Origin of the sequence: Gemmiger sp. An50 (genome assembly GCF_002161595.1) — a bacterium.
GTDB lineage: Bacteria > Bacillota > Clostridia > Oscillospirales > Ruminococcaceae > Allofournierella.
In genome coordinates, this window is sequence record NZ_NFID01000020.1 from 64,332 (window position 1) to 80,316 (window position 15,985).

General features: G+C 62.5%; 17 protein-coding genes. 1 reads left to right on the forward strand and 16 read right to left on the reverse strand.

Going from position 1 to position 15,985, the window contains the following annotated elements; all coding sequences use genetic code 11:
- Positions 1 to 57: 57 nt before the first annotated feature.
- Positions 58 to 264, reverse strand: coding sequence for a helix-turn-helix transcriptional regulator (locus B5G03_RS15140; protein WP_087182504.1), 207 nt, complete (start codon positions 262 to 264; stop codon positions 58 to 60).
- Between the two features lie 13 nt (positions 265 to 277).
- Positions 278 to 613, reverse strand: coding sequence for a DUF6442 family protein (locus B5G03_RS15145; protein WP_087182505.1), 336 nt, complete (start codon positions 611 to 613; stop codon positions 278 to 280).
- Positions 614 to 781: 168 nt separating this feature from the next.
- Between B5G03_RS15145 and B5G03_RS15150 the strand changes: the two genes are divergently transcribed.
- Complete coding sequence (locus B5G03_RS15150; RefSeq protein WP_087182506.1) at positions 782 to 1,336, forward strand: cupin domain-containing protein; 555 nt, start codon at positions 782 to 784, stop codon at positions 1,334 to 1,336.
- A 99-nt stretch (positions 1,337 to 1,435) separates the two neighbouring features.
- On the opposite strand, the gene nagA is transcribed toward B5G03_RS15150, so the two are convergent.
- The 14 genes from nagA to B5G03_RS15210 form a co-directional block, all read right to left on the reverse strand.
- Entirely contained in the window at positions 1,436 to 2,566 is a 1,131-nt protein-coding gene (gene nagA, locus B5G03_RS15155; protein ID WP_087182507.1) for an N-acetylglucosamine-6-phosphate deacetylase, read from the reverse strand.
- 223 nt (positions 2,567 to 2,789) lie between these two features.
- Positions 2,790 to 3,659 (reverse strand): putative manganese transporter, encoded by an 870-nt coding sequence (locus B5G03_RS15160; RefSeq protein WP_242962489.1) that lies wholly within the window; start codon positions 3,657 to 3,659, stop codon positions 2,790 to 2,792.
- Positions 3,660 to 3,896: 237 nt separating this feature from the next.
- Positions 3,897 to 4,463, reverse strand: a complete 567-nt coding sequence (locus B5G03_RS17460; RefSeq protein ID WP_162613429.1) for a hypothetical protein — start codon at positions 4,461 to 4,463, stop codon at positions 3,897 to 3,899.
- 148 nt (positions 4,464 to 4,611) lie between these two features.
- On the reverse strand, positions 4,612 to 6,327 hold the full coding sequence (locus tag B5G03_RS15165; RefSeq protein WP_087182508.1) for a CCA tRNA nucleotidyltransferase: 1,716 nt from the start codon (positions 6,325 to 6,327) through the stop codon (positions 4,612 to 4,614).
- Between the two features lies 1 nt (position 6,328).
- Positions 6,329 to 7,210, reverse strand: a complete 882-nt coding sequence (locus tag B5G03_RS15170) for an SDR family oxidoreductase (protein ID WP_087182509.1) — start codon at positions 7,208 to 7,210, stop codon at positions 6,329 to 6,331.
- Between the two features lie 13 nt (positions 7,211 to 7,223).
- The gene (locus tag B5G03_RS15175) at positions 7,224 to 7,868 is read right to left on the reverse strand and encodes an NAD(P)H-hydrate epimerase (protein ID WP_087182510.1); all 645 of its coding nucleotides are present in this window, start codon (positions 7,866 to 7,868) and stop codon (positions 7,224 to 7,226) included.
- A gap of 266 nt (positions 7,869 to 8,134) precedes the next feature.
- A complete protein-coding gene (locus B5G03_RS15180) occupies positions 8,135 to 9,091 on the reverse strand; it encodes an ABC transporter permease (protein ID WP_087182511.1) in 957 nt (318 codons plus the stop codon).
- A complete protein-coding gene (locus B5G03_RS15185) occupies positions 9,091 to 10,176 on the reverse strand; it encodes an ABC transporter permease (protein ID WP_343286910.1) in 1,086 nt (361 codons plus the stop codon). Before B5G03_RS15185 ends, B5G03_RS15180 begins: the two co-directional genes overlap by 1 nt.
- A gap of 8 nt (positions 10,177 to 10,184) precedes the next feature.
- A complete protein-coding gene (locus B5G03_RS15190) occupies positions 10,185 to 11,723 on the reverse strand; it encodes an ABC transporter ATP-binding protein (RefSeq protein ID WP_087182513.1) in 1,539 nt (512 codons plus the stop codon).
- Positions 11,724 to 12,150: 427 nt separating this feature from the next.
- Entirely contained in the window at positions 12,151 to 13,326 is a 1,176-nt protein-coding gene (locus B5G03_RS15195) for a BMP family ABC transporter substrate-binding protein (protein ID WP_087182514.1), read from the reverse strand.
- Positions 13,327 to 13,619: 293 nt separating this feature from the next.
- Positions 13,620 to 14,444 carry a YhfC family glutamic-type intramembrane protease gene (locus tag B5G03_RS15200; protein ID WP_087182515.1) on the reverse strand — a complete coding sequence of 275 codons (825 nt, stop codon included), beginning with the start codon at positions 14,442 to 14,444 and terminating at the stop codon, positions 13,620 to 13,622.
- A gap of 17 nt (positions 14,445 to 14,461) precedes the next feature.
- Complete coding sequence (locus B5G03_RS15205; RefSeq protein WP_087182516.1) at positions 14,462 to 14,776, reverse strand: heavy metal-binding domain-containing protein; 315 nt, start codon at positions 14,774 to 14,776, stop codon at positions 14,462 to 14,464.
- The gene (locus B5G03_RS17910; protein ID WP_242962491.1) at positions 14,757 to 14,942 is read right to left on the reverse strand and encodes a hypothetical protein; all 186 of its coding nucleotides are present in this window, start codon (positions 14,940 to 14,942) and stop codon (positions 14,757 to 14,759) included. The genes B5G03_RS15205 and B5G03_RS17910 overlap by 20 nt, the downstream gene beginning before the upstream one ends.
- Positions 14,933 to 15,397: a MerR family transcriptional regulator gene (locus tag B5G03_RS15210; RefSeq protein ID WP_242962493.1), complete on the reverse strand. Its 465-nt coding sequence runs from the start codon at positions 15,395 to 15,397 to the stop codon at positions 14,933 to 14,935. Before B5G03_RS15210 ends, B5G03_RS17910 begins: the two co-directional genes overlap by 10 nt.
- Positions 15,398 to 15,985 lie beyond the last annotated feature (588 nt).

Genomic DNA, 15,985 nt, shown 5'->3' on the forward strand with positions numbered 1-15,985 from the left:
GAACTGATTCAACAAAAAGGGCACTGCTTGCAAGCAGCGCCCTTTTTGATTTTGGTTTTAAAAGTAAAACAGCTCCTCGAACTTTTTGTCCAGCGCGATGCAGAGCACCAGCGCCAGCTTTGCGGTGGGGTTGAACTGACCGGTCTCAATGGAGCTGATGGTGTTCCGGGACACGCCCACCATCTCCGCCAGCTGGCTTTGGGACAGTTTCAACTCAGCGCGGGCTTCTTTCAGGCGGTTTTTCAGTACCAGCTTATCCTCCATTCCTGCCACCGCCTTACCCCTGCACGGACACTGCCAGCAGCTGATAGAGGTGATACCCGGACATGACCGCCACCAGCAGGGTATAGGCGGCCGCCAGCATCAGCTCGCGGCTGCGGCGAAGCTCCCGATATTTCACCCAGCAGACCGTCATGTTCCCGCTGTACACGATTGCCCACAGCCCCCAGTTGATGCCCTCCCCGGCAAGGAGCTGGGCCACAAAAAAGACCGCCGCCAGCGCCATCTGAACCACGACCGCGTTTTTGCTCGCCTTTTTCAGGACCTCCAATGCGTATACGTCCTGGTTTTTATTTTCCGCACGGCTTTTCGCTAAAATTTCGTCCTTGTTCATGCTGCGTCCCTCCCAACAAGTTTGCCAAGTTTACTTTGCATGCCTTTATTATAGTACCGCCAAGTATACTTGGCAACAGTTCCGGCCTGGAATTTTTGCCGGCTTTTCCCCCGGGCGGGTTTGTGGTATAATCAGTTCTGTTACCATCAGAACGGAGGGGAATCCAGCATGGACGAAGAGCTGAATATTGGCCTGAAGGTGCAGCAGTTCCGCAAGCAGAGCGGGCTGAGCCTGCGGGAGCTGGCCGCCCGGGTGGAGCTGAGTGCCTCGATGCTGAGCCAGATCGAAAACGGCGCGGTGAACCCCTCCATCAATACCTTAAAGAACATCGCCCAGGCGCTGCGGGTACCTCTGTTCCGCTTTTTCAAGGAGGAGCCCCCCGCCGAGCGGCTGATCGTGCGCCGGGGCGAGAACCGGATCATCGGCCATCCCGGCGAGGAGGTTCTGTACAAGCTGCTCACCCCCACCGCGGACTGCGCCATCGAGTTCTGCCTGATGGAGATCCCCGCCCACACCGCCTCTTCGGACATCGACCGGGAACACACCGGCGAGGAGGTGGCCTATGTGATCAGCGGCCAGGTGGACCTTCATCTGCGGGGCAGCGTATACCGGCTGGCCGCCGGAGACTCGGTGCAGATTCCGCCCGCCACACCCCACCGGTGGGTGAACGATTCCGACGAGGAGTTCCGGGCCGTGTTCGCCGTCACCCCGCCCAGCTTTTGAACAAGACAAAACCGCCCTTTGCGCAAAGGGCGGTTTTCTTTTTATAACAGCAAAAAGGCCCGGTCCCCAATGAGGACCGGGCCTTCGTGTTTGCAAAAATTACTGCTTTACGCCGCCGATGAAGATGGTCTCGGGCTGCAGGGTCTCCTTGTTCAGGATCAGCACGTCGGCGCGCTTGCCGGTGGTGATGCTGCCCACCTCGTCAAACAGGTTGACGGCCTTGGCGGGGTTGATGGTGGCGGCCTTCAGAGCGGTCTCCAGGGGCACGCCGAACTTCACGGCGCGGCGGAAGCACTCGGCCAGGCAGGTAGCGCTGCCCGCGATGGTGCCATCCTCCAGGGTGGCCTTGCCGTCGTTCATGAATACCTTCTGGCCGCCCAGGCTGTACTCGCCGTTGGGCATGCCGGCGGCACGCATGCTGTCGCTGATCAGGCAGACGCGGTCGTTGCCGAACATGGCGAAGACGGCGCGCACCACAGCGGGATGCAGGTGGATGCCGTCGCTGATGATCTCCACATGAGCGGCATCATCGGCAGCCGCGCCCACAACGCCGGGAGCGCGGTGGGTGAAGGCGGGCATGGCGTTGAACAGGTGGGTGGTGTGGGTAGCGCCCGCGGCGAAGCCGGCCTTGGCCTCCTCGTAGGTGGCGCAGGTGTGGGCAATGGACACGGTGCACATCTTGCTGGCCTTGCGGATGAAGTACAGCGCGCCGGGCAGCTCGGGGGAAACGTCCACCAGACGGATGTTCTTGCCGGACTTCTCATACAGGCGCTGGAACATATCGAAATCGGGGTCGATGATGTACTTCTCGGCCTGAGCGCCCTTCTTGGCCTTGTTGAAGAAGGGGCCTTCCATGTTCACGCCGCGCAGCACGGCGCCCTCGCCGTCCTGGTAGAAGCGGGGCTTGGCAGCCTCGAACACATTGGTGAGGATCTCCTCGTCGAAGGCCATGGTGGTGCCCAGGAAGGTGGTAACGCCCTGGCTGCCCTCGTAGCGGCTGATCTTCACCACGTCCTCGGTGGTGGCGTCGCAGAAATCGCTGCCGGCAGCGCCGTGGATGTGGATGTCCACAAAGCCGGGGGTAACGTACTTACCGGTGGCGTCGATGACCTCGTCGCCCTCCAGAGTACCGGCGGGGGCGATCTCCACGATGCGGTCGCCCTCCAGCTTGATGTCGGCCTGCATGAAGCGGCCCTGATCGGTGAAAATATGACCATTCTTGATAATCATATGAAATACTCTCCTTCCTGTTGGAAAAATTCCGGTCGGTTCTAGCCTCATTATAGCGCAGCCGCCGGGCCGGAACAATCGGCAGCGGGCAAAATACGCGATTGTGCAAATTAAACAATAAAAACGCCCAAAGCGGGGGGCAAACTGGTTTGTTTCCATGCAGTTGTAAAGCAGCAAAAAATCCCCCGGACCACACAAAGTCCGAGGGATTTTGCAAAATCTCTTAAACGCCCAGCAGCTGCAGCGCCATGCCGGTCACCGCGCCCGCGCCCCAGAGCAAACCGATGATGAACAGGTTCTGCTTCCAGCTTTTGTTGGCCTGGCACAGCACCACCAGGCCCACGCCCGCGCCGCTGCACAAACCCGCCACCGCCGCGCCGAAGCTGATGGAGCCGCCCAGATACAGCTGGGTCAGCAGCACGCTGGCCGCGCAGTTGGGCACCAGGCCGATGAGGGCCGCGAAGATGGGCTGGAACACGCCCAGGTTCGCCAGGAAAGTGGTGAAGACCTCCTCGCCCACCAGCTCCATCACGAAGCCGATGGCAAAGCTGAAGCCCAGGATATACAGAAAAATAATGAAGGTATGCCACAGCGCCGAGATAAAAATGCTCTGGCGCTCGGCGTGATGCTCGTGGCAGTCCACTTCGTCGGCGTGACCGGTGTAGCCGCCCCGCAGCGAGCGAGGCAGGAAACGCACCAGCAGCACGTCCAGCACCAGGCCCGCCAGCAGCGCCACGCCGATCTTCACGGCGATGAGCAGCGCCAGCCGGGGCCACTGGTCCGGCACGGCCAGCAGCATGGGGATGGCCTCGTCGCTGGTGGCCAGGAACACCGCCAGCAGGGTGCCCAGGCTGATGACCCGGCTGCCGTAGAAGTTGGCGGCCATGGCGGAAAAGCCGCACTGGGGCACACAGCCCAGCACCGCGCCGGGCACAAAGCCCCAGTGTCCGCCGCCCTCCAGGGCTTTTTCAATGCGGCTGCCGTGGAACCGCTCGATGTATTCAATCAACAGATATGCAAGATACAAAAAGGGCAGCATGGGAATGCTGTCTTCAAAGGCATGCTCCAGGGCATGCAGCAGCTCGTGCATCATAAAATAACTCTCTCCTTCCCCATCCCGCCGCCCGCAAATACCTGCGCCGGGCGGCAGCATTGACTAGTATAGCCGCATTTCGCTCCCCGCACAATACCCCCCCGCCCCATCCCGGGGCGCTTTTTTGCCGATTTTTGCGATTTTGTGCAACAAATCAAAGACCCGGCCCCGGTTTTTGTTCCGGGGCCGGGCGTTCTCGCTCGTTTTTTATGTGCAGCGGGACGTTTTCCCTTCCGCTCAGCAGGTCTCCCGCAGGCCGGAAAGCCAGGCTTCCAGCTCCTTGCAGGCGCCCACGCTCATGTTGCCGTGGTCCTCCTCCAGCGCCGCCAGCTGCTCCAGCCGCCGGAAGAACTCCTCCTGCCCCACCAGCTTTTGCTTTCCGGCGCAGAGGGCCCGCGCCTGGTCCAGCATCCCGCGGGCGGTGGGTAGGCCGCACAGTGCCAGCAGCGCTTGCTTATCCTCGCTGCTGAAGGCATCGGTGGGCGGCAGCTCCGGTTCGGGTTCGGGCTCGGGTTCCGGCTCCGGCTGGGCCGGGGCAGCGGGCAGCTGTTCCGGCTCCGGCTGCGGCTCGGGCACCGGTGCGGGCGGTTCCTTGGGCCGGGTGTTCCACCGGATCTCCTCCAGCAGGTCCACGATCTCGCCCACTGCATAGATCAGCCCGCTGGCCAGCGCCGTGGAGAAAAAGACCAGCACCGAAAGAAACGGGCTCAGCGCGATCATCACGAACAGCACCAGCAGCACGCCGCACACCGCATTTACCACCGCGTAGGCCTTGAGAAAAGCCGCCACCTTGTTTTTTTGCATCTCTGCCGCCTCCTTTGCCAGAATCCGTCTGTTTGTGTTTATCCTATTGCATTAAAAGGAAATTGTCAACCGGTTTTGGCAATTCTTTGGAGAAAATGCAGAAAACTGGCAGGCCGCAGGGCCTGCCGGTGCTTCGCTATGAAAAAACTTATTCCTGCCACTCCCGGGCTTTGGCCAGCAGGGCCTCGCGGGTGTTCTCCACCCGGCCCTCCACCACCTCGTGAAGCAGCCAGTCCAGCATGTTGCTCATGCTGGGGCCGGGCTTGGCCAGCCCTGCGGTGAGCAGGTTGCCGCCGGTGACGGCCAGCTGGTCGGTGGCGTAGCAGCCCGCGTTCTTGATGGTATCCGCCAGGGTCTTTTCAAAGGCCTTCAGATTTTCGCCCTTGGCGTGGTGAGAGGAAACGTCCGCCCACCAGATGTGCACCAGGCTGTTCACCTGACGGGGGCCCAGCAGATTCAGCCAGCGGCGCACGCTCACGTCGCCGGTGGCGGGACGGATGCCGTGGAACCGGATCAGCTGGCACACGGTCTCCCGGCTGTTCCGGTCCACCTTCAACCGGCGCATGATGCAGTCGGCCAGTTGGGCGCTCACCTCGGCGTGGCCCTCAAAAGTGCTGTCGCCCTCCTTCAGGGTCTCGCGGCACCAGGGCTTGCCGATGTCCCGCAGCAGCATGGCCCAGCGCACCTCCGGAATGTCCGGCGCGTAGGCCAGGGTGTCGGCCGCGTGCTGCCACAGGTTCTGCTCGGCGCCGCCCCGCTTCTGGGTGAAGGTGAGGGCCGGCTCGATCTCCGGCATCACGTAGGCCAGAACCTCGCCGTTTTCCGCCGCCACCCGGTGGGCCGCCTTGCCGCAGAGCAGCTGGGTCATCTCCCGGGCCATCCGCTCGCCGCTCACCCAGCGCAGCAGCGACTTTTTGGCGTGGGCCGCGGCCAGGGTCTCCTCCTCAATGTCGAAGCCCAGCACCGAGGCAAACCGCAGCAGCCGCAGGATGCGCAGTGCGTCCTCGCCAAAGCGCTGGGCCGGATCGCCCACGCAGCGCAGCACGCCGTTCTTCAAATCGCCCTGACCGCCGAAGGGGTCGATGACGGTGCCGTCCGGCCCCATGGCCATGGCGTTGATGGTGAAGTCCCGGCGGGCCAGGTCCTCCTCCAGACTGTTTACAAAGGTGACTTCCTCGGGGTGGCGGTGGTCCTCATAGTCGCCTTCCGCCCGGTAGGTGGTGATCTCGTAGGTCTCGGTGCCCGCCAGCACGGTCACGGTGCCGTGCTGGATGCCGGTCTCCAATACCTTATAAGTACCGGCGAAGCACTCCTTCACCTGGTCCGGCCGGGCGCTGGTGCACAGATCCCAGTCCTTGGGGTCCTTGCCCAGCAGGCTGTCGCGCACGCAGCCGCCCACCGCCCAGGCCTCAAAGCCCTGCTCGTTCAGCGCGCCGATCAGGCTGGCCGCCATGGCGGGCATCACCGGCAGCTCGATCTGCCGCTCCCAGGCCAGACGCTCCACCAGCGCCACATCCGCCGGGCAGAAGTTGTAGTCCTTCATCTCGGCGGGGGCCACCCAGCAGGCCTCCTCGTGCACCCGCACCTCCATCTCGCCGCCGGTCACCCGGCCGTTGAAGAAGGTAAAGTGGATGTCCTTATCCGGGTAGGAGTAGTCCAGCGAGGCATAGGCGGGCCCCAGGGTGATGTCCAGCCCCAGCTCCTCCTTGCATTCCCGCACCGCGGCCTGCTCGGCGCTTTCGCCCTCCTCCACCTTGCCGCCGGGGAATTCCCACAAAAAGGCGCAGCTGCCGCCCTCGCCCCGCTTACAGATCAGGATCTTTCCCGCCTCGTCGGTCAGAATCACCGCTGCCACATGGATCATTTCACATTGCCTCCTCTTCTTGTTCCTCAAAGGCGCGCAGGCAGGCCGCAAAGCTGCCCACCGTATCGCCAAGGTCCACCCCGCAGCCCGCTTTCAGGCGGCTGGTGTCCATACTCAGATTCCGTTCAAATTCCGGCCACCGGTCCGTGTCCGGCCGCACCAGGGCCAGCACGTCCTCCCCCGCGCCCAGCAGCCCCAGGCACTCCAGGGCGGTGGCGTAGGTGTTCAGGGGGTTCTCCGCCCCCATGTTGTACACCCCGCCGGGCAGGGCGGCCATCTGCTCCATAGCCTTTACCACCGGCTGCACCCAGGTGATGCCCCGGTACTCCCGCAGAGCCATGGAAAGGGGCATCTTGCCCGCGGCGGCCCGCCGCAGAATGCCCCAGAAGCCGGTGCTGCTTTTCAGCCCCGGCCGGTCAAAATCATACATCCAGCTGGCCCGCAGGCAGACCGCCTCGGGGCAGGTCTCCAGCACCCGCTGCTCGGCCTCCCACTTGTGGCGGCCGTACACGTTCACCGGGTCCAGGGGTGCGTCCTCAGGCAGGGGGCCCAGCTTCCGGGTGCCGTTATACACCTGGTCCGAGCTGAAAAACACCAGCTTTGCCCCCAGCGCCGCGCATTCCTTCGCCAGCGCCGCCGGAGCCTGCAAGTTCACCTCGAAGCTTTCCAATGGATGGCTCTCGCAGTATCCGGTGTCCGCCAGGGCTGCGGTGTGGATGACCAGCTCGGGCGCTGCGGCCTGCAACGCCGCGTGCACCGCCTGGCTGTCGGTGAGGTCCAGCTGTTTGTGGTCCAGCGGGGTGATATCCCACCGGTCCCGGTAATATGCCGCCAGACGGCCGCCCACAAAGCCGCCCGCGCCGGTGATGAGCACTCGTTTCATGGCTGCCGCCTCCTTACAGATTCAGAGCTGTTCCGATGCCGATGTCCGCCACTTCCACCCGGCCGCACCGGGCTGCCGCCAGCCGGTGGCAGGGCTTTGCCGCGTGGAAGGTCACGGTCAGATCCGCCTGCACCACGCCCTCGGCGGCGTTTCCGCTGTCCGCCTCCAGGCCGCTGGGCAGGTCCAGCGCCAGCACCTTGCCGGGCGCATCGTTCATCCGCCGGGCTGCGGCCAGCCCCTCCGGGCGCAAAGTCCCGTGGAAGCCGGTGCCGTACACGCCGTCCAGAATGACGTCCGCGCTTTGCAGAAAGTCCGCCTGCTCCGGCTCGTCCAGCGCATCCGCCGCCAGCACCGGCAGGCCCATTTCGCGCGCAAGGCCGCAGTTGTAAATGGCGTCGGTGGTCACCGGCTCGCCCTCTACCAGATAAAGACGCACCGCCAGGCCCGCGTTCGCCAGATGGCGGGCGGCCACGAAGCCGTCGCCGCCGTTGTTGCCCTTGCCGCAGAACACCGCCGCGCGCTTCGACCCGGGCCAGGTGCGCAGGGCAAGCGCTGCCGCTGCCTCACCCGCGTTCTCCATCATCTGCCGGTAGGAAAGGCCCGCCGCGTCCGCCTGTTGTTCCAGCCGTTTCATCTCGGCCGCCGTTACTTCGCTCATCCTCGTTTCCCCCTTACGGCCCGCGCGGGGCGCTGGTTTTTTGTATCGTGGTGCTCTGGTAAACAACGTTCAGTATTACCATTATAACACAAAAGCCCCGGATGTTTTACCGATCCGGGGCGCTGATTTTGTTAATTTTTCACGAATTTTTCCCGCAATTTCGCCTGTTTCGGCCCCTTTTCCGCCCCCGCAATGCCAAAACGGCCCCGGTCCTCTGCAAAAACAGAAGACCGGGGCCGTGTGATGTTATGCCGGCGGGCAGCCGCTTACCGCTCCTCGCGGAAGTAGTTGTTGCCCAGGAACGCCGGGATGTGCGCGCCCTTGCTGCCCCGCATGCTGGTGATGATGAGCACCAGCGCGGTGATCAGGAAGGGCAGCATGTCGAAGAAGGCGTCGGGCAGGTTCACCATGAAGCCCACCTTGTAGTATTTCAGCACGCGCAGCGCACCGAATACGAAGCTGCCCAGAATGGCCATGTGAGGCTTCCAGGCGGCGAAGATGACCAGCGCCACCGCGATCCAGCCCAGGCCGTTCACGCTGTTGGAGATCCACACGCCGCCGTTGATGATCATGCCGCAGTAGGCGCCGCCGATGCCGCAGATGCCGCCGCCCAGCAGAATGTTAAAATACTTCCACTTGGTCACCTGGATGGAGGCCGCGTCCGCCGCGCCGGGGTTCTCGCCGATGGCCTGCACGTTCAGGCCGGTCTTGGTGCGGTAGAGGTACCAGCCGGTCACCGCCGCCACCACAATGCCCAGGTAGACGAAGGGGTTGTAGCTGAACAGCAGCTCGCCCACCACCGGCAGGTCGCTGAGCACCGGGATGTGGATGCTGCGCATCTGGGCGGTCACGGTCTCGGGCAGCTTCAGGGTGCCGCCCTCGGAGGTGCCGATCATGTACACGCCGATGAAGTTGGAGATACCCACGCCGAAGATGGTCATGGTCAGGCCGGCCACGTTCTGGTTGGCCATGAAGGTGACGGTGAGCACCGCGTAAATGAGCGCGGCCAGCAGGCCCGCCAGGAAGGCGCAGACCAGCGCCACCAGGAAATTATCGCTCAGGTAGCCGCCCATGAAGCCCGCGCAGGCGCCGATGGCCATCATGCCTTCCACGCCCAGGTTCAGGTGACCCACCTTCTCGTTCAGAATCTCGCCCACGGTGCCGAACAGCAGCGGGGTGCCCGCGCCGATGGCGGCCACCAGGAATTTAATGAACAGGTCCATTATTTGGCGCCCCCTTTCTTGCCGCGGCCCACAAAGGCGTACCGCACAAAGAATTCACTGCCCAGAATGAAGAACAGAATGATGCCCTGCAGCACGTCCGCGCAGTCGGAGGAAAGGCCGTAGGTGGACTGCACCACGCTGGAGCCCTTTTCCAGAATGCTGAACAGCAGCGAAACCACCAGGATCATGCCCGGGTTCAGCTGGCACAGCCAGGCCACGATGATGGCGGTGAAGCCAACGCCGCCGGCCACGCCCATGGACAGAGTCATATCGCTGCCCGCCGCCTGGCACACTCCCGCGATGCCCGCGATGGCGCCGGACAGGAACATGGTGCGCAGCACCACCTTTTTCACGTGGATGCCCGCATAGCGCGCGGTGTCCTGGCTTTCGCCCACCACGCTGATCTCGTAGCCCTGCTTGCTGCGCTTTAAGTAGATCCACACCAGTGCCACCAGCACCAGCATGATGATCCAGCCGAAGTGCACGCCCAGCACCTTGTCAAGACCGGCGTTCTTGTCGAACCGGGCGATCTTGGAGAAGCCGTTGGCCTCCGGGTCGCGCCAGGGGCCGGCCTGCAGATAAGACACCAGATGCAGCGCAATGTAGTTGAGCATCAGGGTGAGCAGGGTCTCGTTGGTGCCCCACTTCACCTTGAAGGCCGCGGCCAGCAGGCCCCACAGGCCGCCGCCCAGCGCGCCCGCCACCAGCATCACCAGAATCAGCACCCAGTGGTTCCAGTGGGGGAAGTTGAGGGCGAAGTAGCTGGCGAACACCGCGCCCATGATCAGCTGGCCCTCGCCGCCGATGTTCCAGAACTTCATTTTAAAGGCCAGCGTCACGCCCAGTGCGCAGATGCACAGGGGGATGGCGAACTTCACGGTGGACTGGATGGCGATCTTGCTGCGGAACGCGCCCTCCAGAATGGTGCCGTACACGGCGATGGGGTTGTGGCCGATGGCCAGGATGAACAAACCGCCCGCCACGATGCTCAGGGCCACCGCCAGCAGCCGGAAGCCGATCATCTGGCGGCCGGTGCGCTCGGCATGCTTCACCACATGGAACAGCGGCTCTTTTGTTGTTTTCACGGTACCGGTCATGCCTCCTGCGCCTCCTTCTGCTTCTCTTCCTCGGTCATCTCGCCGGTCATCATCAGGCCGATCTGCTCTTTGGTCACGGTCTTGGCGTCCACCAGACCGGTGATGCGGCCATGGCACAGCACCAGAATCCGGTCGCACAGCTCCAGCAGCACGTCCAGGTCCTCGCCGATGAACATCACGGCCACGCCCTTCTCCTTCTGCTGGTTCAGCAGATCATAGATCACGTAGCTGGAGTTGATGTCCAGACCGCGCACCGGGTAGGCGGTGATCAGCAGGTTCGGGTTGGATTCGATCTCGCGGCCCAGCAGCACCTTCTGCACGTTGCCGCCGCTCATCAGACGAACCGGGGTCTCGATGCCGGGGGTCACGATGGAGAGCTTCTCCACCAGCTTTTTTGCCAGCGCCTTGGCGGGGGCGCGGTCCACGAAGGGACCCTTGCCCGCCCGGTAGCTCTTGAGCAGCATGTTGTCGGTCATGCCCATGCTGGCCACCAGGCCCATGCCCAGACGGTCCTCGGGCACGAAGCTCATGGAGATGCCCAGGTCGATGATGGCCTCGGGGCTCTTGCCCAGAATGTTTTCCTTTTTATAAAGAACTGCGCCCTTCTTGGCGGGGATCAGGCCCGCGATGGCCTCGCACAGCTCCTTCTGGCCGCTGCCGGCCACACCGGCCACGCCCAGAATCTCACCGGAATGGATGTGGAAGCTCACGTCGTCCAGACCCTTGCTGCCGTCGGGCTTGTCCACGGTCAGGTCCACCACCTTCAGGATGGTGTGCACGTCCTTGGGTTCGGGGCGGCGGATGGACAGGCTCACCGCGTGGCCCACCATCAGCTCGGTGAGCTTGGCGGCGTCCACACCGGCGGTGGCCACGCTGCCCACGCTCTTGCCCTTGCGCAGGATGGTTACCCGGTCGCTGATGGCAAGCACCTCGTTCAGCTTGTGGGTGATGATGATGATGGCGCAGCCCTTGGCCTTCATCTGCCGCAGGATGGCGAACAGCTTGTCGGTCTCCTGGGGAGTCAGCACGGCGGTGGGCTCGTCCAGAATCAGGATCTTCGCGCCCCGGTACAGCACCTTCAGAATTTCAACGGTCTGCTTTTCCGAAACGCTCATCTCGTACACCGGCTTCTCCGGGTCGATCTCCAGGCCGTAGTTGGCGCACAGCTCCTTGACCTGGGCCTTCAGGGCCTTTTTGCCGGGCAGCTTGCCGGGGGTGCCCAGCACGATGTTCTCCATGGCGGTGAACACCTCCACCAGCTTGAAGTGCTGGTGGATCATGCCGATGCCCAGGTTCTGGGCGTCCACCGGGGAGCTGATGCTCACCGGCTGCTCTGCCACAAAGATCTGGCCGTCGTCCGGGTGGTAGATGCCGGAGATCATATTCATCAGGGTAGTTTTGCCGCTGCCGTTCTCGCCCAGCAGGGCCAGGATCTCGCCGTACTGTACGTCCAGCTCGATGCCGTCGTTGGCAACCACGCTGCCGAACCGCTTGGTAATGCCGCTGCAGCGGATGGCGCATTTCTGTTCGCCCATGAGGTTCCTCCTCCTTGCGTTTATGGTTGTGTGCGGGGCCGCGGCCCCATATACCGGAAAAAAGGGCGGTCATCAGGACCGCCCTTTCGCCTGCCATTAAATTTTGTTGCCGGCGCAGCGATTTAAAATCGCGTCAGGATTCCCGGGCATGTACCGGAAATCCTGACTCCTTGACAGAAAAAAGATTCGATTTTGTGTGCGTAGTGCGCAAAATCGTGTCTTTTTTCGCCGGAAAAGGGATGCCGGTCGCTTTGCGATGTACAGTCCAGCGGACTGTACAAGGCATCGAGCCGGTTTGCAAGGCAAATCGCACGAATTGTTTTGCGTGCGAAGGCTCTTGGGGGAAACCAGCAAGCATCACCCGCGCCGCGCGCGGGTCGTGCGGCTGGTGTCCCTCAGAAGTCTGTCGAGACTTCGACAGACTTGATCAGGCCTGCTCGTGCACGTTCTCCACATACCAGTTGCAGGTGCCGTAGTCAGCGCCCTCCAGGGTGTGGGTGTTGCCCTCGTTGTCCTTGATCTCGGTCTTGCCGTCGAATACGTCCCACTCGCCGGAAACGATCTTGGCCTTGGCCTCGTCGATCTTCTCAGCGGTGCCCTCAGCGATCAGATCCTCGCTCAGGGGAGCCAGGGTCACCAGGCCGTCGGCCATGTCGCCGAAGTAGTTGTCAACCTTCTCGCCGGCAACCCAGGTGCCGTCGATCACGTTCTGCACGGCCTGGGTGTAGTAAACGCTCCAGTCCCACATTACGCTGGTCAGGGTGGCAACGGGAGCATCCTTGCTCATATCGCTGTTGTAGCCAACGCCCCAGACACCGTGCTCCTCAGCAGCCAGCTGGGGACCGGCGGTGTCGCAGTGCTGACCGATCACGTCGCAGCCGGAAGCGATCAGAGCCTCGGCGGCCTGCTTCTCGCCTTCGGGATCGAACCAGCTGTTGGTCACCTTCACGTAAACCTGAGCATCCGGGTTCACGCTGGCAACGCCCATAGCGAAGGCGTTGATGCCGCTGGTAACCTCGCCGTTGTCCTTGCCCATGGCGGCCACGTAGCCGATCTTATTGGACTCGGTCTTCAGGCCGGCGGCGATGCCGCTCAGGTAACGGGCCTGGTAGATGCGGCCGAAGTAGTTGTTGAAGTTGGTGCCGTTGGACTTGTAACCGGTGCCGTGGCTGAAGATGATCTCGGGATATTCCTCGGCCATGGCCTCACAGGTGTCCATGTAGCCCCAGGAGGTGGCGAAGATGATGTTGCAGCCTTCCTCCACCAGCTCGGTCAGAGCGTTCTGCACAGCGGCAGCGTCGGTATCGGACACGTTGATCTTCTCCACCAGCTGGTCCTCAGACAGGCCGATGTTCTTCATCATGCCCTGGATGCCCTGCTCGTGGGTGTAGCTGTAGCCGGTGCCCTCAGCGGGGTCGGACAGGTGCACAACGCCCACCTTGATGTCTTCCTTGGCAATGCCGGCGCCGGTGGTCTCGGCGGAAGCGGCAGTGCTGCCGGAGGCGGCGGTGGAAGCAGTGCTGCCGGAAGCGGTGCTGCCGCCGCAGGCGGCCAGGCTTACGGCCATCACAGCGGCCAGCGCAAGGCTCAGAATCTTTTTCATGTGAAAAGTCCCCCTTACAAAGTTGTTGAGTCGTTCCATTCCCGGAAACGGCGCGAGCAGGCGGCCGGGCCGCCTGCTCCCGCAAGCTCGTTTCTTTGAGTACGTTACCCATTGTAGCCGTTCTTTTTCACGATTTCAACACTTTTCCCCGCGCCCGGCGCATCTTCGGCAAGATTCACGACGGCCCTTTCCATTTGCACGATCATTTTGTCTGTTAAGACAATGCAAAAACCCCGCAAACCGGCCTGCAATGCGGGTTCGCGGGGTTTTTCGCAGCTTCAAAAGTATTACTTTTAACTTTCGTTCTTGGACATTTGTGCAAACGTTTCCGGCGCGTCGAAGCGGCTCCTCTGACTGAGGGTAAAGGCGGTGCAGGCAAGGCCAGCGGCCAGCAAAGCCAGCTCGGTGAGCACCGACGCAACGGTGGTGTTCACCACATAGGACAGGCCCATCAGCAGTAGGGAAACCCCGGCGTTGAAGGCGGTGTGGGCCAGGATGGCCGCCAGATACAGCACCGGGCGGCGGCGCTTCACCGCCAGGAACACCAGACAGGTGGCGAACACGTGGTACATCACCGCGCTCACCCGCTCCAGCAGGCCCAGATAGACCATGAGCGGGCTGGCAGCGGCCAGCTGCTGGGTGACGGCCTGCAAAAGGTCATTGCCCACGCCCAGCGAAGCGGCCAGCTGGGGGTCCCGGACCATCAGGCAGAACAGCAGGTTGTTCAGCTGACCCAGACCAATGAGCAGGATCACCTCGCACAGGCCGTGGCCCAGACCGAAGCTGATCATATCCTTGTAGGTGCGGTGCTTTTTCAGCAGCTTCGCCCCCACCAGCCGGGCGGTCTCCTCAAAAAGACCGGCGGAAAGGCCGCCCACTACGATCACGTACACCACGGTGTGCGCCGCAAAGGCCGCAAACCAGCTTTGTGTACCGAGCACCTGCAGCAGCGGAATGCGCAGCAGAATCTGGCTGATAAAAAAGCTCAGAAAACCCGCCAGCAGCGGCAGCGGATTCAGCTTGCGGGTAATGAGCAGCACCACCAGCAGCAGAAACGGCAAAATCAGAGTGCACACCAGCGAAATTCCAACGGAAACGATCAAGGCATTGGAAATCATGCTTTCTCTCCCCCCTCTCAGTCCACAAAGCGCACGGCGGTGCCGTAGGCGATGCACTCGGCGGCGCTCTGCATCACGCTGGAGGAGGCGTAGCGCAGATTCAGCACCGCGTCCGCCCCCATTGCCTCGGCTTCCTTCACCATACGGCCGGTGGCGATCTGCCGGGCCTCGGCCAGCATCTCGGTGTAGTCGGCGATCTCGCCGCCCACCAGGCCCTTCATGGCGCTCATGAAGTCCTTGCCGAAGTTCTTGCTCTGCACCACGTTGCCCTTCACAACGCCCAGCACCTCGTAATTTCGGCCGGGAATGTGGTCAATCGTTACGATAATCATCAATTTCTCCTCCTTTGATTTCCCGAATGCGCTGCCGCAGCGCCAGCAGCGCCCCCACCAGAAACACCAGCGGGATGCTCAGCAGCAGCACCGCGATGCCCAGCGGCGCGGGCTCGGTGCTCAGCGCCCAGGCCAGAAAGGCCTCGATCACCAGCATCAGAGCCACGAAGATGCCCGCCGCAAGCCAGGCGCCCCGGAAGCGTTTTTCTTGCCCCGTTCGTTCACATCCACAAAGCGCACCCCCGTTTCCTCCAGCCGGGCCATCTCGTCCAGCCGTTTGGCCGCGTCCAGCTCCGCCAGTAGGCCCGGCTCCTTTGCCAGCTCGGCGCACAGCGCCTGGGCGGTGTCCAGGTTTTTGCGCCGGTTCTCCAGCGTCACCAGATGGCGGCGCATGCCCTGGGCCAGGGTCAGACGGCCCTCCAGCATCACGGCGATCTCGCTGAGCGGCACGTCCAGCTTGCGCAAAAGCTTGATGCGCCGCAGCCGGTCCACGTCCTCATCGGTGTAACTGCGGTAACCGTTGCCCGCTTCCCGGCGCGGACAGAGCAGGCCCTCCTTTTCATAAAAGCGGATGTTCTTCTGGCTCATTCCCACCAGAAGCTCCACCTGTTTGATCTGCATGGGCCTTCCCTCCCCGCCGAGCCAAACGGCCCCGGCTGTTTTGCGTGCGCCGCGCCCCATCGAGCCGCAGCGCACCGCCTGCTTTGCTATAACATATACCCTCTACCGGGTGGAAGGTCAAGTGTTTTTTGCCTTGGGCAACACCGCACAATTCACGCCTAACGGCTCAGGCGGCGTTTCGCGCCCAAAATTTCTGTGATATTTTCCAAAAATGCTCGCCAATCCACCAAGGATTGGCTGTGCTTTTTGGTTCATCTCACAAAAATTTTTCCGGCGCGCTCCACCACCCGGAATTATGCGGTGCCGCCCGTGTTTTGGGCAATTTTTTTGTTTCCCGCCGCTGGAAGCTTCCCGAAAGCAGCGCAAAAAGCCGCGGCCAGGAGCTTTGTCCTGGCCGCGGCCTTGCTGTTTCATTGGGATGGAGAATTATTCGCCTTCCGCGTTCTTCTTGCGGTTGATGGCCCACACAACAGCCGCGATCACCACGATGGCTGCCACGGCACCGCCGATCACCATGGGCATCACATTGCCGCTGGTGTTCTCACCGGGCAGGTTGGCCTGCGGGGTGCTCTCGTCGGGGATCTCCAC

Excerpts from the sequence above, each read along its gene's own strand:
- B5G03_RS15140 (WP_087182504.1), bottom strand. The coding sequence starts at position 264 with ATGGAGGATAAGCTGGTACTGAAAAACCGCCTGAAAGAAGCCCGCGCT.
- B5G03_RS15145 (WP_087182505.1), bottom strand. The coding sequence starts at position 613 with ATGAACAAGGACGAAATTTTAGCGAAAAGCCGTGCGGAAAATAAAAAC.
- B5G03_RS15150 (WP_087182506.1), top strand. The coding sequence starts at position 782 with ATGGACGAAGAGCTGAATATTGGCCTGAAGGTGCAGCAGTTCCGCAAG.
- nagA (WP_087182507.1), bottom strand. The coding sequence starts at position 2,566 with ATGATTATCAAGAATGGTCATATTTTCACCGATCAGGGCCGCTTCATG.
- B5G03_RS15160 (WP_242962489.1), bottom strand. The coding sequence starts at position 3,659 with ATGATGCACGAGCTGCTGCATGCCCTGGAGCATGCCTTTGAAGACAGC.
- B5G03_RS17460 (WP_162613429.1), bottom strand. The coding sequence starts at position 4,463 with ATGCAAAAAAACAAGGTGGCGGCTTTTCTCAAGGCCTACGCGGTGGTA.
- B5G03_RS15165 (WP_087182508.1), bottom strand. The coding sequence starts at position 6,327 with ATGATCCATGTGGCAGCGGTGATTCTGACCGACGAGGCGGGAAAGATC.
- B5G03_RS15170 (WP_087182509.1), bottom strand. The coding sequence starts at position 7,210 with ATGAAACGAGTGCTCATCACCGGCGCGGGCGGCTTTGTGGGCGGCCGT.
- B5G03_RS15175 (WP_087182510.1), bottom strand. The coding sequence starts at position 7,868 with ATGAGCGAAGTAACGGCGGCCGAGATGAAACGGCTGGAACAACAGGCG.
- B5G03_RS15180 (WP_087182511.1), bottom strand. The coding sequence starts at position 9,091 with ATGGACCTGTTCATTAAATTCCTGGTGGCCGCCATCGGCGCGGGCACC.
- B5G03_RS15190 (WP_087182513.1), bottom strand. The coding sequence starts at position 11,723 with ATGGGCGAACAGAAATGCGCCATCCGCTGCAGCGGCATTACCAAGCGG.
- B5G03_RS15195 (WP_087182514.1), bottom strand. The coding sequence starts at position 13,326 with ATGAAAAAGATTCTGAGCCTTGCGCTGGCCGCTGTGATGGCCGTAAGC.
- B5G03_RS15200 (WP_087182515.1), bottom strand. The coding sequence starts at position 14,444 with ATGATTTCCAATGCCTTGATCGTTTCCGTTGGAATTTCGCTGGTGTGC.
- B5G03_RS15205 (WP_087182516.1), bottom strand. The coding sequence starts at position 14,776 with ATGATTATCGTAACGATTGACCACATTCCCGGCCGAAATTACGAGGTG.
- B5G03_RS15210 (WP_242962493.1), bottom strand. The coding sequence starts at position 15,397 with ATGCAGATCAAACAGGTGGAGCTTCTGGTGGGAATGAGCCAGAAGAAC.